Below are 14,701 nucleotides of genomic sequence, written 5' to 3'. Positions count from 1 at the left end.
GAGGAGGATATTCATGACTGCACAACAAGGTAATCGTCGCAATGATGAGCGCTCACGCAGCGCGTTTGAGGAAGCGAAGCAGTACATACCCGGGGGTGTGAACAGCCCTGTACGCGCATTCAAATCGGTGGGACTTACTCCAATCTATGCAGAACGTGGTGAAGGGTCCAAAATCTACGATATTGATGGCAATGTTTTTATTGACTATGTGGGATCCTGGGGCCCACTCATTATGGGACATGCACACCCTGACGTTGTAGAAGCTTTGCGTGAGACAGCCCTCAAAGGAACAAGCTTTGGTGCGCCTACCTTGCTGGAGACCGAGATGGCAAAACTGGTCTGTGAGCGTGTACCTTCTATCGATATCGTGCGGATGGTTAATTCTGGAACTGAAGCAACGATGAGTGCCATTCGACTGGCACGCGGGGTAACCGGACGCAGTAAAATTCTGAAGTTTGAAGGATCATATCATGGACATGCAGACAGCTTGCTGATCAAGGCTGGCTCAGGTGTTGCAACGCTGGGTCTTCCAGATAGTCCAGGCGTGCCTGAAGGCGTAGCTGTGAATACCATTACGGTGCCTTATAACGATCTGGAGTCCGTGAGACTTGCTTTTGAACGTTATGGTGAAGAACTGGCCGCTGTTATTGTGGAGCCTGTGGCAGGTAACATGGGGGTTGTTCCTCCGGCTTCCGGTTTCCTTGAAGGGCTGCGCAGTTTGACGACCCAATATGGCAGCCTGCTTATTTTTGACGAAGTCATGACCGGTTTCCGCGTAGGGTTGAACTGTGCTCAGGGACGGTATGGGGTTACACCTGACCTGACTTGTCTGGGTAAAGTTATCGGTGGCGGCCTCCCGGTTGGCGCTTATGGTGGTCGTCGGGATCTGATGGAACAGATTGCTCCAACAGGACCAATCTATCAGGCAGGTACATTGAGCGGGAATCCGCTGGCTATGGCAGCAGGGTATACAACGCTCAAATTGTTAACACCAGAGGTCTATGACCGTCTGGAGACATTGTCTGCACGTCTGCAAGCCGGATTCGAGAAAAATGCAGCTGAGACGGGTATTGCGATAACCATTAACCGTGTGGGTTCCATGGTTTGTCCATTCTTCAGTGCCGTTCCAGTAACCAATTATGATATTGCCAAAGAAAGCAATCTGGATCAATTCCGTCGTTATTTTGCGGCCATGATTGATCAAGGTGTGAGTGTTGCGCCTTCGCAATACGAAGGTATGTTTGTCTCTGGTGTGCACACGGAGCAGGATATTGACGATACGATTGAGGCGAATCGTAAAGCTCTTCAATCGCTATGACCATCAAAAGTTGGAAACGCCGCGGGGAATGGCTTGAGCTGATGCCAGGGAAAGCCGTAACAGGCAGTTCGGACAAACCGATGGCTGCAGAGCAATGGTTATTGTCTGAACTTCAGTTTCCGGAGAAACTGCTCCGTCAGCTGAAAGCAAACCGAGGAATACAACTTGCAGGGGACCGGCTTCGGCTGGCCCTTTTTGCGTCCCAGCCAATCGATGTTGAGCCACGCTGGGCTGAGGTAGATGTACTGTATGAGGATGATTTCTGTCTGGTTATGCACAAACCGGCAGGCATGAAACTGCATCCAGATGGAAGCCGTGCTGATCAGGCGATCACGCTGGATCATGTGGTTGCCTCTTATTATGAAATGAACGGAATACAGGCGAGCGTACGCCATGTTCATCGACTGGATGAGGATACAACGGGACCTGTCCTATATGCCAAAAATGCTTTTGCCCTCGCCAAACTGGATGAAGCGATGCGTCGTAAAGAGATTGGTCGCCATTATGTAGCTATTGCAGGTGGACAAATTCCCCTTAAACTCCACAAAATTGATGCTCCGATTGGCAAGGACAGACATCACAAACAGCGCAGGCGTGTCTCGGAAGGTGGACAGGAAGCTGTTACCCATGTGGAGATCGTCGAAGTGTGGGAACGAGCAACCCTTGTACGATTAAAGCTGGATACAGGACGAACACACCAAATTCGTGTACACCTGAGTTACGCGGGACATCCGCTTATTGGTGATGCGTTGTATGGAGGTAGAGCGGATGCCATTGGACGACAAGCACTTCATGGAGAGTTGCTTAAGTTTAGTCATCCTTTAACCGGAGCGATGATTGAAGTGAACGACCATTGGCCATCCGACTTCACACAATTGGCAGAGCGAGAGGGGTCTTACTAATACACTATATAAGTTCGACTAACTATTTACACGAAAACGGAAAGGACAGAAACAACCAGAAGAAGTAAAGCGTTCGCCTAAAAGCTTTCTGAAAGAAAGCTACTTCGGAAGCCTAAGCTATCCCCGGATTTTCCCTTTATAAAAAGGAATGAAAAAAATCCGGGGATAACAGCGATCAGAAGGTTGTTCTGTCATTGGAGTGACAGTGTAAATAACCATGAGTTGAACATATATAACAAGGTTTTTCAAAAGGTGGCATGCTCCTCTCATTCAAGGCATATAGATGGGGTAACGAAGGATTTGGACCATGGATCAGTCCCATGAGAAGGATCATGGTGAACATATGCCGAAAGGAGGACGCCACCTTTGTTGAATCAACCTTATGGTTTGCGGTTCGATATTTATGAGCGCGTTCATTTGTCTGAGGGAGTTCCTGCGATTGAGGAATTGGAGGAGATTGAACTATACCCACGCATTCAAGTCATAGGGCAGGATGATCATGCCACATTAAGAGGGCATCTTTTACTTACAGGTGCGTACAGAGGAGAAAATGAGGCTTCAGAGGAGCTCAAACATTTCATTCCCGTGGAGATCACAGTGCCGCTGAACCGGGTCAGATCGATTGAAGATATTTCCATCGAGATCGAAAATTTTGACGTGGATCTGTTATCCAATCGCAGTCTGAACATTACAGGCGTGTTGTCGCTACGAGGTATCGAAGGTTTTCCTGTTGAAGAGCCACAAGTGTGGTCAGCAGATGAGTTTACAGTTGTTCATTCACCTGATGCTCAGCAATCCAACCGCTCCGATGAAGCAGCACAGGCAGGTAGCGATCCCAACACATTTGCACAAGAGTACCTGCTCCAGCGGAGTGAGGAAGAGAGACTTGCGAGTGCAGCAGAACTTGCATATGGTGCTCCGGAATTCGCTGACCTGTCCACACGGGAAGAGACATTAAGGAATAGCGAAGAATGGCAGCAGGATTATGCGAATGCGTCATCTGCAGAGCCACTTCAATCTGAGGAGCTAAGTGCGGAGTACGTTAACGAAAACAGACAACCTGATGCAAATGAAGATCCCGCATCTCTGACAGCGAATGGAGATGAATTGGCATCTCATGAGCAATACAGCGAACCTTCTCCGATCTCGTCATTTATGGCTGAGACCGCAGATCGATTAGCTTCTTACCCTGAGTCGGAACCATTGTTGCCTCTGGAAGATGAGTCTTCGGGTTGGTCCGAGCCTTCCGTGGATGCATTACCTGCGAACTCGAGAAGTGCAGATCAAGCAGTCTCAGAGCCTACTGCTCAATCATCTAATGACTTGGCAGCACCGGATGTACCGGACGCACCAGAGGTATGGCACTTCGAATCAGCGAGATCTGTACCTCAGCAGGAGAATCAGGCAGTTGCAGATGTCCCATTTGAATCACAGGCAGAGAACTGGCAAGGTGTATTTGCTTCGTCCGAACCAGGCAACCCTGAGGAAGACCGACCGTCTTTTGAAGCGACTGGGGTAGACGAGTTCGTACAGAACGAAGCATTTGTTCCTGAACCTGTGGCTGAGACGGAAGACAAGCCGGAGCTGAAGGTTGCTTTTGGCAGCAAAAAAGAATCCGCACCACGGCAAGAAGAGGGCGTAGGTATCTCTTCCTTGTTATCCTCCGGTAGAGCGGCACGCGATGCCGAAGTGGAGCGAGGCGATGAGGTTCCTGCGGGTGTAGTACAGGAAGAAACGTATCCAGCGGATGATGTGGAATGGAAGAACCTGTTCCTGGGAACGATCGTGGACCAGACCCCATTCCGCAAGGTGAAACTGTGCATCGTTCAGCGAGAAGATACACTGGATGCCATTGCAGATCGATATCAATTGAGCACGAGGGAACTTCAGTTGTATAACCGATTATCTGAGCAGGTTGTGGAAGAAGGTCAGATATTGTACATCCCTTAATCCGTAGTTAAAGCCTTCGTTACGACCCGTGATCCCCTTGAGGATTGCGGGTTTTTGCATAATTCGTCCTAAACCTGCATTCCAGCGCTCTTTATCCGCTGTTGTCAGGTTGACTATCGCGCACGAGCAAGGTATGATGTGTGTAGGTTTTTTGAAGAACAACGTGGAACGGGAGTAGTAGACAGTATGACCTTTCAGAGAGTGGAATTGCAGCGCTGTGAGATTCCGCAGGAACCAACTGATCGAAGTCGCCCGGGAGTTGCCTGTTTGAATACAAGGGATGAATGAGATTTATCGTCATTTATTACTGAGGTAGGATGGGCCGGTAGCAGCCGTTATCTGCTTGAAGTGTCACGTCATGTACAGAGGGTGAAGTCTATCTTGCTGTAGGCGTGAAACAAAGGTGGTACCGCGAAAGCTAACCTTTCGTCCTTTGATGGATGAAAGGTTTTTTTTGTTTTTTTTGGCGAAGATGATGAAGTAACGGAGGAATGACACATGTCTGAGGAAAAAAAATCAGCTGCAACAGAAATGCCGACCACTTACGATCCTAAGGCGGCAGAGGATAAATGGTACTCCACCTGGATGGAGCGTGGATATTTCAAAGCCGGGCAACGTAAAGATGCCGAGCCGTATACAATTGTAATTCCACCCCCAAATGTGACCGGGATGCTGCACATTGGGCATGCGCTTGATTTTACACTGCAGGATATTCTGATCCGCACCAAACGGATGCAAGGTTATGATGCGCTGTGGCTTCCGGGTTCCGACCATGCAGGTATTGCTACTCAAACCAAAGTGGAGCAGAAGTTGCGTGAAGAAGGTCTGACTCGTTATGATCTGGGACGTGAGAAGTTTCTGGAGAAAGTATGGGACTGGAAAGATCAATATGCCACTACCATTCGTCAGCAATGGGGCAAAATGGGATTGTCGCTTGATTACTCTCGTGAACGTTTTACGCTGGATGAAGGCCTGTCCCAAGCGGTTCGCAAAGTATTTGTTCAACTGTATGAAAAAGGCCTTATTTACCGAGGCAAACGCATCATTAACTGGGACCCGGTGAACCGGACAGCTCTGTCCGACATTGAGGTTGAATATAAAGAAGTTCAGGGTCACTTGTACCATCTGCGTTACCCACTCAAAGACGGAAGTGGCTACGTTACAGTGGCAACAACGCGTCCTGAAACGATGCTGGGTGATACAGCGGTTGCTGTTCATCCGAAGGATGAGCGTTATGCAGATATGATTGGTAAAGTACTTGTACTGCCTATCATTGGACGCGAAATTCCAATTATCGCTGATGATTATGTGGATAAAGAGTTTGGAAGTGGTGCAGTTAAAATCACGCCTGCGCATGATCCAAATGACTTTGAAGTAGGTCTTCGTCATGATCTGCCTCAGATTACGGTAATGGATGAGAGCGGCACAATGAATGCTGAGGCAGGCAAGTATCAGGGACTGGATCGCAGTGACTGCCGCAAGCAGATTGTTGCTGACTTGAAAGAGCAGGGCGTATTGATCAACATTGAGGATCACACGCATCAGGTTGGACACAGTGAACGTACCGGAGCTGTTGTTGAGCCGTATCTGTCTACACAGTGGTTCGTTGAGATGAAGCCACTTGCAGAGAGAGCGATTAAAAAACAACAGAGCGGCGAAGGGGTTAATTTTGTTCCAGATCGTTTTGAGAAAACCTATCTGAACTGGATCGAGAACGTTCGTGACTGGTGTATTTCCCGTCAACTGTGGTGGGGACATCGTATACCTGCTTGGTATGATGAAGAAACAGGTGAAATCATCGTATCTGCTGAAGATCCAACAACGCTGCCAGAGTATGCTGGACGCAAGCTCAGACAGGACGAAGACGTACTCGATACTTGGTTTAGCTCCGGCTTATGGCCATTCTCCACACTAGGCTGGCCGGAAGATACGGAAGACCTGAAACGTTATTATCCGACAAGTGTACTTGTGACAGGGTATGACATCATATATTTCTGGGTTGCACGTATGATTTTCACTGCATTGGAATTCACCGATGAGATTCCGTTCAAGGATGTGCTGATGCATGGTCTTGTCCGTGATGCAGATGGACGTAAAATGTCCAAATCACTGGGCAACGGTGTAGATCCGCTGGATGTGATTGAGAAATACGGCGCAGATGCAATGCGTTACATGATCTCAACCAGCAGCACGCCAGGTCAGGATCTGCGTTTCCGTTGGGAACGGGTGGAGCAGGCTCGTAATTTCGCCAACAAGATCTGGAATGCTTCGCGCTTTGCATTGATGAATCTGGAAGGATTCACCTATGAGGAACGTGACATTAGCGGAGAGCTTGGTACAGCGGATTATTGGATTTTGCACCGTCTGAACGAAACTTCCCGCGATATTACGCGTCTAATCGAAGCGTATGAATTTGGGGAAACGGGTCGTGTGTTGTATAACTTTATCTGGGATGACCTGTGTGACTGGTACATTGAGTTTGCTAAGCTGTCCTTCTATGGGGAAGATCCGGTTGCCAAGAAGAAAACACAATCGGTGCTTGCTTATGTGCTGGATCAGACCATGCGCCTGATTCATCCGTTTATGCCATACATCTCCGAAGAGATCTGGCAGCATCTGCCGCATGAAGGTGAGACCATTACGCTGGCATCATGGCCGGTATATGATCCTGCTCTTGAGAACCCAGAGGCTGTTGCCGAGATGAACCTGCTTATGGATACCATTCGTGCAGTGCGAAACATTCGTGCAGAAGTGAATGTGCCGATGAGCAAAAAGATCGAGCTGATGGTCAAAGCAAATAGTGCGGAGACGTCCAGCATCATTGCGCGTAACAGTCACTACATCAAACGTTTCTGTAATACGTCCGAGTTCGATAGTGGGCTGGATTTAAACTCACCGGATAAGGCAATGACTGCGATCATTACGGGGGCAGAACTATACTTGCCGCTCGCAGGTCTTATTGATATCGAGCAGGAAGTGGCTCGTTTGGAGAAAGAGTTGGAGAACCTTGAGGGCGAAGTTCTCCGTGTAGAGAAAAAGCTGGCGAACGAAGGCTTTGTAGCCAAAGCTCCTGCCAAAGTTATTGAGGAAGAGCGCGCCAAACAAGCAGATTATTCCGATAAACGGGATAAAGTGATTGCACGAATCAAGGAACTTAAAGGTTAATATATGTGGGTCGGATGGAGAGCCATTATGCCATCCGGCCGCTTTTTTCACTCAAACTCGGGACCGAAGGTGAATCAGATGACGGAATTAGACGGGACAGATGCAGCAGCTCCTTTACTTACGTACAACGAGGCCGTGGACTGGATCAATGGCCTTATTCCTTTTGGCATCCGACCTGGATTGGAACGAATCGAGAGTCTGATGTCCATGTTAGGCAATCCACACCAACGTCTCAAATTTATTCATGTCGCGGGAACGAACGGCAAAGGTTCGACTTGCGCTTTTTTGACGTCAGTGCTTCTTCAGGCTGGATATGATGTGGGTACCTTTACGTCGCCTTATATCACCAAGTTTACAAACCGTTTTCAATACAACGGTGAGGATATTCCTGAAGAAATCCTGCTTAAGCTCTCAAATCGATTACATCCACTGGTCATGGAAATGGTTTCCACTCCGCTTGGATCACCCACGATGTTTGAGGTGTCCACGGCTCTCGCGCTTCTGTACTATGCAGAGGAGTGTTACCCTGACGTTGTGGTATGGGAGACGGGGCTAGGGGGAAGGATGGACGTAACGAATATTGTCGCACCTGTTGTGTCCGTCATCACCAACATTGGTATGGATCATACGGATGTGCTTGGAGATACGATTGAGCAGATTGCTGGAGAAAAGGCAGGTATTATCAAGCCGGGAGTACCCGTTGTGACTTGCGCGACTCAACCCGAAGCTGTGAAGGTGATTCAGGAGAAAGCACAGCAGCTTCAATCAAGCGTGTATTTGGCTGGAGATCAATTCTCTTATCATAGACTGGACAGCAATGAGAACGGACAATCTTTTCATTTTACAGGCCCGTTCCGTGATCTGGACGTTCGCATACGCATGCAGGGCTCACATCAATGTGACAATGCAGCGGCCGCACTTATGGTGCTTGAATTGCTTAGACAATACATGGCATTTATGCTGGATGACAACGATATTGCACTTGGACTGGAGAATGCTTTCTGGGCAGGAAGATTCGAAAAAGTCGTCAATGAACCCCGAATTGTGCTAGATGGAGCACATAATCCGGAAGGGGCAGAGTCACTGGCCAAGAGCATTATGGATGTCTATCCGCACAACAAGTTAATTTTGATGATGGGTATGTTGGCAAATAAGCATCACGAAGCGTATTTGCAGCATATACTGCCACTAGTGGATACGCTGATCCTGACCGAGCCAGATTTCCGACGCAAAATGGATGCAGCCGAATTGCTGCAGATTGTCGAACGGGTACGTCCCGCCATTGCGAAGCAGGAACTGGAAATCATCGTCGAGCCCGAATGGGCAAAGGCACTTGATCTATTGAAGTCACGGACGGAAGCGGAAGATCTGGGGGTGGTCTCCGGCACACTGTACCTGATTGCGGATGTGCGGGCAGCCCTTTTGCATCAAACCGATTCTGAAAAAGGTTGGTGAAAGTTTTGTTAAATACATCGGAACACGTTCATTTTATAGGGATTGGCGGATATGGCATGAGTGCCATCGCAAGAGTTATGTTGGAAATGGGATACACCGTTACCGGATCGGATGTCGCTTCACAGGAGTTGACCGAGAAGTTGGCAGCCAAGGGAGCGAAAATATATATCGGACATACGGCAGAGCACGTCACTGGAGCAGATCTTGTTGTCTACTCTACGGCAGCGCCTGCTGATAATGTGGAACGGGTAGCAGCTGCAGAGCTGAACATTCCAATTCTGCATCGTTCCCAGATGCTTGCACGTTTGTTGAACGAACGTAAAGGTGTGGCTGTGGCCGGAGCTCACGGTAAAACAACCACCTCATCCATGATTGCACTTGTTATGGATAAATGTGATACGGACCCGACATATATCATTGGCGGAGAAATCATGAATGTGGGCACCAACGCCAAGGCAGGCCAGGGCGACTGGGTAGTCGCTGAAGCGGACGAGAGCGATGGTTCGTTTTTGCAGTACCATCCATGGCTCGGTATTGTAACCAATATTGAGGCAGATCATCTGGAGAATTACAACAGTGATTTTGAAGAACTCAAAAGGGCTTATGTGCAATTCCTGAGCCAGATTCGCCCGGAAGGAACAGCGATTGTGTGTTCTGACGACGAGAATGTTCAAGCAATTTTGCCAGAACTCAAGTCACGGATTACAACCTATGGTATTGATCGTGCTGCGGATTATACGGCAACGGATATTGTACTGGGCGATCGCCGGATCTCCTTTACGATGAATCATCAGGGTGCTGCTATGGGCACGGTGGAATTATCAGTGCCGGGTAAGCATAACGTTTATAATGCGATGGCTACTGTGATTACCTGTCTGGAAGCAGGCATTCCATTTGAGAAGATTGTGGCAGCTATCATCCAGTTCCACGGAGCCAAACGTAGATTCCAGGTATTGGGCGAGGCGAATGATATGCTCATCATCGATGATTATGCTCACCACCCGACTGAGATTGAAGCTACCATTAGTGCCGCCAAAGCAACAGGCAAACGTATTATTGCGGTATTCCAGCCACAGCGTTATACGCGGACGTTCTTCCTGCTGGATGCGTTCAGTCGTGCTTTTGCGGAAGCGGATGAGGTACTTATTACGGATATCTATTCTCCTGCGGGCGAAAAACAGATCGAAGGGGTAACCTCAGCCAGACTGGTTGAATTGATCGTTCAAAACAGTAATGCTTCTGCACGTTACCTCCCAACGAAAGAGGAAGTTGTGGCTGATTTGCAGCATCGTCTGCAGCCAGGAGATCTTGTGATTACGATGGGCGCAGGTGATATTTGGAAAGTCGGCGATACACTTGCCAAAGGTTTGAAATAGATCAATTGAGAAATCGCCTGTCTTCGATACGAAGCAGGCGTTTTTTGCGTTATATGGAATGTATTCTCCAGTCTCTGCATATAGCTTATATAAATGGGACAAAGGAGAGGGTACGGGTGAGCAATGCTAGAATGACGTTTCGCTTCGGGGATCATGAGTCGGACAAGCCTGAAAACAAGAGGATATCCGCGTCCAGTCCATTGGTGACGTTAAGTGAAGAATTACCGCATAATCAACCGCTAACGCCTAAGATGGATACAACCCCATCATGGACGCCTGAGGATATCCCCGGAGACTGGGGAGAGACGGTGCTGACAAGCTCTGCTGTACCTGAACCTGACGAGCGGGTGAGTCATGATTCGAACTTGAACTTGGATGAGGCCCATTATTTTGGGAACCGTTCCGGTTACGGTTATGTTAATCATACCGATAATCCAGAGGAAGAGCGTCGTGATCTGTCCAATACCCATGATGATCAAGGCCACGACTGGCTTGCAGATTCGGAGAACTATTCCTATAAACGCAATCGCCCTCCAAGGGGATGGAAAATGATTGGTTCTGTTACTGGGGCACTTGTTACCGGAGCGCTTTTTGGTATGGTTATTCTTTCATTTTTTAACAAAGAAGGAGCCGCGAAGCCAGGCGATCTTCTGCCCGTCAATCAGGCAGTTTCCACTGTGACGGGTCAGGAGGGGGCTGCAGGTACAGAACAGCAGGTTCAGACAGCGGCGACTGGCAGCACGTATTATGCACTTCAATACGGTGTATTCAGTTCTCCTGAACGAGCTGAGCAGGCCAAGCTTGAGCTGGCTCAGGCAGGTATAGCCGCAGGTTCTGATCCTGAAGATGGCAATCGAGTATATGCAGGCATTTCGGCTGATCGTGAAGAGGCCAAGCTACTTAGCTCCAGGCTAAAAGCGCAGGGAGTCGAACTGTATGTCAAGGAGATCGTGAACCCTGAGATCAATCCGGCTATATTCGGTGGCAAGCAAGAGGATGTGCAGCTTTTCTTCACAAACAGTTCTGCACTGGTGGAACAATTATCTACTTTGTCCATTCAGCAGCTGGGACAGTCTGCTCCGGCAGCAGTTTCTACAGAAACGATGACCGCGATTCAAAATAAGCACCAGTCATGGCTGACGGGATTGAATAGTCTTACACCTGGCCTGACCGCAGATGTACAACCTATTATTGGTGGAATGGAGAAATCAATGAACAGTGCAATTACGGCTATCGCAGAGTACAACAAAAACCCGGATGATGTACACATGTGGTCCGTGCAGTCCGATCTGATGGAATATGTACTGCAGCAGAAAAAATGGCTTGAAGCGATAAAGCAGTAACATGCTCTTTCCCATAACAACGCTTGGAAATACCCATCCGGCAAGGAACTGGAAATAGTTCCCCTTGCCGGATTTGTGTTTGTATTGACGTACAAAACCCCGTATAATAATGTGGGTGTCAAAAAATGGCGAGGGAAGATTACCGATGAAAAAAAACTTCGGCATGTTATTGCTGTTTCTGCTGCTCGGCTGGATGGCCGGAGCGTGGATCGCCAAGGCACTGCAGCCTGTAAAGGCAGTAGCCTTTCTTACGAAAGCCACGACCATACGTTGGTCGCCACAGGCTGATCTGGATATTATCAGTTATGATATTTCACTTCAATTTCAAATGAGCCTTCTGAGTCTGATCGGTATGATTGCCGCTGTGTGGCTTTATCGCAGACTGTAGGAGAATGACGAGTTATGACGAAAAAAATTAAACCAGTGACATCTATTATCGTGATCCGGACAGGATGTTGCCGTGGCATAAGGAGCCGTTCATTTTGGATAACACACAACAGCGCCCTATTATTCTGGCCTCCACATCGCCTCGGCGCAAAGAACTGATCGCATCACTCCACCTAGCGTTTGATGTAATACCAAGTCATGCCAATGAAGATACACCACCAGAGTGGACACCTGAACAGACGGTACAGGAACTTGCTTTGCGCAAGGCGCTTGCCGTGTATCGCGGGCTTGAAGGCCGCGAGCAGGAAGCCATTATTGTTGGTAGTGACACCGTTGTTGTTCTGGATGGTGAGATTCTAGGCAAACCCTTAGACGAAGCGGATGCTGAACGTATGTTATCCCGGCTGCAGGGCCGCGTACATCGGGTGTTTACGGGCGTCGCTTGTATTGATGCGGGCAATGGACAGTCGTTAGTTCATTACCGCCAGACCGATGTAACGATGAAAGAGCTGTCGGATGCGACCATCCGTGCTTATGTGCAGACAGGTGAGCCTTCAGATAAGGCAGGATCATATGCCATTCAGGGCATTGGTGCTTCACTGATCGACCGCATTGAAGGATGTTATTTTAATGTGGTTGGCTTGCCGCTATCTTTGTTAAGTGATATGTTGGACGGGTTCGGCGTACATGTGTTGCCACGAACATGAATGAAGCCAAATGTTGTGAAATGAAAAGAGGGAACATATGGAGTCGCCTCAATACATGATGCGCGACATCCCCCAGGAAGAACGCCCGAGAGAACGCATGATGGAATACGGGGCGGGCGCCTTAAGCCATGCTGAATTGCTGGCAATTTTACTTCGAACAGGCACAAGACAGGAATCCGCGGTGCATATGGCACAGCGGATTCTGGCCGAAGCGGGTGGCATTCGCTCGTTGATGGATTTGAGTCTGGAAGAACTGACCGCGATGAAAGGGATCGGCAATGCCAAGGCTGTGCAATTGAAAGCTGGCATTGAGCTGGGTCATCGGATTGCCAAAAGCAGACTCACACAGTCGACTTCAATTCGTACACCGCGTGATGCAGCTGATATCCTGATGGAACAATTGCGTTATTTGCAAAAAGAACATTTTGTGTGTCTCTTTCTGAATAGCAAAAATCATATTATTGCCCAGGAAACACTCTCCATGGGCAGCCTTAACGCTTCGATTGTACATCCACGTGAAGTGTTCCGGGCTGCCATCAAATGCAGCAGCGCATCGATTGTGTGCGCACACAACCATCCGAGTGGTGATCCTACGCCCAGTCCGGAGGATATCCAAATAACCAAGAGACTGATTGAAGCAGGCGCTATTGTTGGCATTGACGTGCTTGATCATATTATTATCGGAGATGGAACGTACGTAAGTTTGAAGGAGAAGGGCTTAGTATAATATAATGGTTGGCGTTGATGTTTTCCTATGAATGTTAACGGCGTTGTCCGTAAAAGATAGGTTCACTTTACAAATGCAAAAAAACAAATGCAAATATTAGCTCCACGTATTACGTGGGAATAAAATTATTACGCTCTGGATCAGAATGGAGCGGCTATATGAGGCAGAAAAGGAGATTATGTTATGTTTGGTGGTTTTACGAAAGATTTGGGTATTGACTTGGGGACAGCAAATACGTTGGTTTATGTACGAGGAAAAGGAATTGTGGTGCGAGAACCTTCGGTTGTCGCTATACGGACAGATACAAATAGCATCGAGGCAGTAGGTGAAGCCGCCAAAAAAATGATTGGACGTACACCAGGGAACATTCGTGCCATTCGTCCAATGAAAGATGGCGTTATTGCCGATTTTGATACAACGGCAACGATGATCAAATATTTCATCCGTGAGGCGCAAAAACAACGCTCTATGTTCCAGCGTCATCCAAACGTGATGGTATGTGTACCATCCGGGATCACAGCAGTAGAACAACGTGCGGTTGAAGATGCAACCAAACAGGCTGGAGCACGTGAAGCCTATACGATTGAAGAGCCTTTTGCTGCTGCAATCGGTGCAGATCTGCCTGTATGGGAACCAACGGGTAGTATGGTTGTCGATATTGGTGGCGGTACAACGGAAGTGGCTGTTATCTCTCTTGGTGGTATTGTAACGAGCCGTTCGGTTCGTGTAGCAGGTGACGAGATGGATGAATCCGTTATCCAGTACATCAAACGCCAATACAATCTCATGATCGGTGAGCGTACATCGGAGCAATTGAAGATGGACATCGGATCAGCAATGCCATTGGAACAAGTAGAAACGATGGAAATTCGTGGACGTGACCTTGTAACAGGTCTGCCGAAGACCATTACGATTACTTCGGACGAGATCAGTGAAGCGCTGGCTGATACGGTGAATGCAATTGTTGAAGCGGTAAAAGTAACACTGGAAAAATGCCCGCCTGAACTTGCAGCCGATATCATGGATCGGGGTATCGTTCTTACAGGTGGTGGGGCGTTGCTTCGCAACCTGGACAAGCTTCTCGCTGGTGAGACAGGAATGCCTGTCATTGTGGCTGAGAACCCGCTGGATTGTGTAGCAATCGGAACAGGTAAAGCGCTAGAGAATATTCATTTGTTCAAAAGCAGAAGCAGTTCTGCAGTTCGTTCCAAACGTTAATTGGTATTTGCCTAACTTGGCATAGCGACCAAGTGGCAAGATATCTTTATAGAGGACCCGGTTAACCCCGGGGATGAGCTATTACCCGCTTAACAGGGGAGGATCGGCTGATATTCTCGCAGGGACTACAGGTCTGACAGTCTCCCCGCCGGG

At 48.4% G+C, this 14,701-nt stretch carries 11 protein-coding genes and 1 other annotated feature; all 11 genes read left to right on the top strand.

Annotated features, from left to right (window positions below):
- Positions 1–13 precede the first annotated feature (13 nt).
- The 11 genes from hemL (at position 14) to MKY95_RS26525 (ending at position 14,548) form a co-directional block, all read left to right on the top strand.
- Positions 14–1,318 carry a glutamate-1-semialdehyde 2,1-aminomutase gene (hemL, locus tag MKY95_RS26575; protein ID WP_036605898.1) on the top strand — a complete coding sequence of 435 codons (1,305 nt, stop codon included), beginning with the start codon at positions 14–16 and terminating at the stop codon, positions 1,316–1,318.
- Entirely contained in the window at positions 1,315–2,220 is a 906-nt protein-coding gene (locus MKY95_RS26570) for an RluA family pseudouridine synthase (protein ID WP_036605899.1), read from the top strand. Before hemL ends, MKY95_RS26570 begins: the two co-directional genes overlap by 4 nt.
- Positions 2,221–2,586: 366 nt before the next feature.
- Positions 2,587–4,170, top strand: coding sequence for a LysM peptidoglycan-binding domain-containing protein (locus MKY95_RS26565; RefSeq protein WP_036605900.1), 1,584 nt, complete (start codon positions 2,587–2,589; stop codon positions 4,168–4,170).
- A gap of 155 nt (positions 4,171–4,325) precedes the next feature.
- Positions 4,326–4,607: a binding site (T-box leader), on the top strand.
- A 61-nt stretch (positions 4,608–4,668) separates the two neighbouring features.
- Positions 4,669–7,335, top strand: coding sequence for a valine--tRNA ligase (locus tag MKY95_RS26560; RefSeq protein ID WP_036605901.1), 2,667 nt, complete (start codon positions 4,669–4,671; stop codon positions 7,333–7,335).
- A gap of 78 nt (positions 7,336–7,413) precedes the next feature.
- Positions 7,414–8,790 carry a folylpolyglutamate synthase/dihydrofolate synthase family protein gene (locus MKY95_RS26555; RefSeq protein WP_036605960.1) on the top strand — a complete coding sequence of 459 codons (1,377 nt, stop codon included), beginning with the start codon at positions 7,414–7,416 and terminating at the stop codon, positions 8,788–8,790.
- 56 nt (positions 8,791–8,846) lie between these two features.
- Complete coding sequence (gene murC, locus MKY95_RS26550; protein ID WP_244988502.1) at positions 8,847–10,166, top strand: UDP-N-acetylmuramate--L-alanine ligase; 1,320 nt, start codon at positions 8,847–8,849, stop codon at positions 10,164–10,166.
- A 116-nt stretch (positions 10,167–10,282) separates the two neighbouring features.
- The gene (locus MKY95_RS26545) at positions 10,283–11,509 is read left to right on the top strand and encodes an SPOR domain-containing protein (protein WP_339195182.1); all 1,227 of its coding nucleotides are present in this window, start codon (positions 10,283–10,285) and stop codon (positions 11,507–11,509) included.
- 145 nt (positions 11,510–11,654) lie between these two features.
- The gene (locus MKY95_RS26540; protein ID WP_047841183.1) at positions 11,655–11,897 is read left to right on the top strand and encodes a DUF4321 domain-containing protein; all 243 of its coding nucleotides are present in this window, start codon (positions 11,655–11,657) and stop codon (positions 11,895–11,897) included.
- Positions 11,898–11,991: 94 nt separating this feature from the next.
- Positions 11,992–12,603: a Maf family protein gene (locus MKY95_RS26535; protein WP_036673538.1), complete on the top strand. Its 612-nt coding sequence runs from the start codon at positions 11,992–11,994 to the stop codon at positions 12,601–12,603.
- A 37-nt stretch (positions 12,604–12,640) separates the two neighbouring features.
- Positions 12,641–13,330: a DNA repair protein RadC gene (gene radC, locus MKY95_RS26530; RefSeq protein WP_036673540.1), complete on the top strand. Its 690-nt coding sequence runs from the start codon at positions 12,641–12,643 to the stop codon at positions 13,328–13,330.
- A gap of 183 nt (positions 13,331–13,513) precedes the next feature.
- On the top strand, positions 13,514–14,548 hold the full coding sequence (locus MKY95_RS26525) for a rod shape-determining protein (protein WP_017692612.1): 1,035 nt from the start codon (positions 13,514–13,516) through the stop codon (positions 14,546–14,548).
- Positions 14,549–14,701 lie beyond the last annotated feature (153 nt).

Source organism: Paenibacillus sp. FSL P4-0176, from assembly GCF_037975265.1.
In the GTDB taxonomy this organism is placed as follows: domain Bacteria; phylum Bacillota; class Bacilli; order Paenibacillales; family Paenibacillaceae; genus Paenibacillus; species Paenibacillus amylolyticus.
This window is presented reverse-complemented; position numbering and strand designations above follow the sequence as displayed.

Excerpts from the sequence above, each read along its gene's own strand:
- MKY95_RS26540 (WP_047841183.1), top strand. The coding sequence starts at position 11,655 with ATGAAAAAAAACTTCGGCATGTTATTGCTGTTTCTGCTGCTCGGCTGG.
- MKY95_RS26525 (WP_017692612.1), top strand. The coding sequence starts at position 13,514 with ATGTTTGGTGGTTTTACGAAAGATTTGGGTATTGACTTGGGGACAGCA.
- MKY95_RS26555 (WP_036605960.1), top strand. The coding sequence starts at position 7,414 with ATGACGGAATTAGACGGGACAGATGCAGCAGCTCCTTTACTTACGTAC.
- hemL (WP_036605898.1), top strand. The coding sequence starts at position 14 with ATGACTGCACAACAAGGTAATCGTCGCAATGATGAGCGCTCACGCAGC.
- MKY95_RS26570 (WP_036605899.1), top strand. The coding sequence starts at position 1,315 with ATGACCATCAAAAGTTGGAAACGCCGCGGGGAATGGCTTGAGCTGATG.
- MKY95_RS26560 (WP_036605901.1), top strand. The coding sequence starts at position 4,669 with ATGTCTGAGGAAAAAAAATCAGCTGCAACAGAAATGCCGACCACTTAC.
- murC (WP_244988502.1), top strand. The coding sequence starts at position 8,847 with ATGAGTGCCATCGCAAGAGTTATGTTGGAAATGGGATACACCGTTACC.
- radC (WP_036673540.1), top strand. The coding sequence starts at position 12,641 with ATGGAGTCGCCTCAATACATGATGCGCGACATCCCCCAGGAAGAACGC.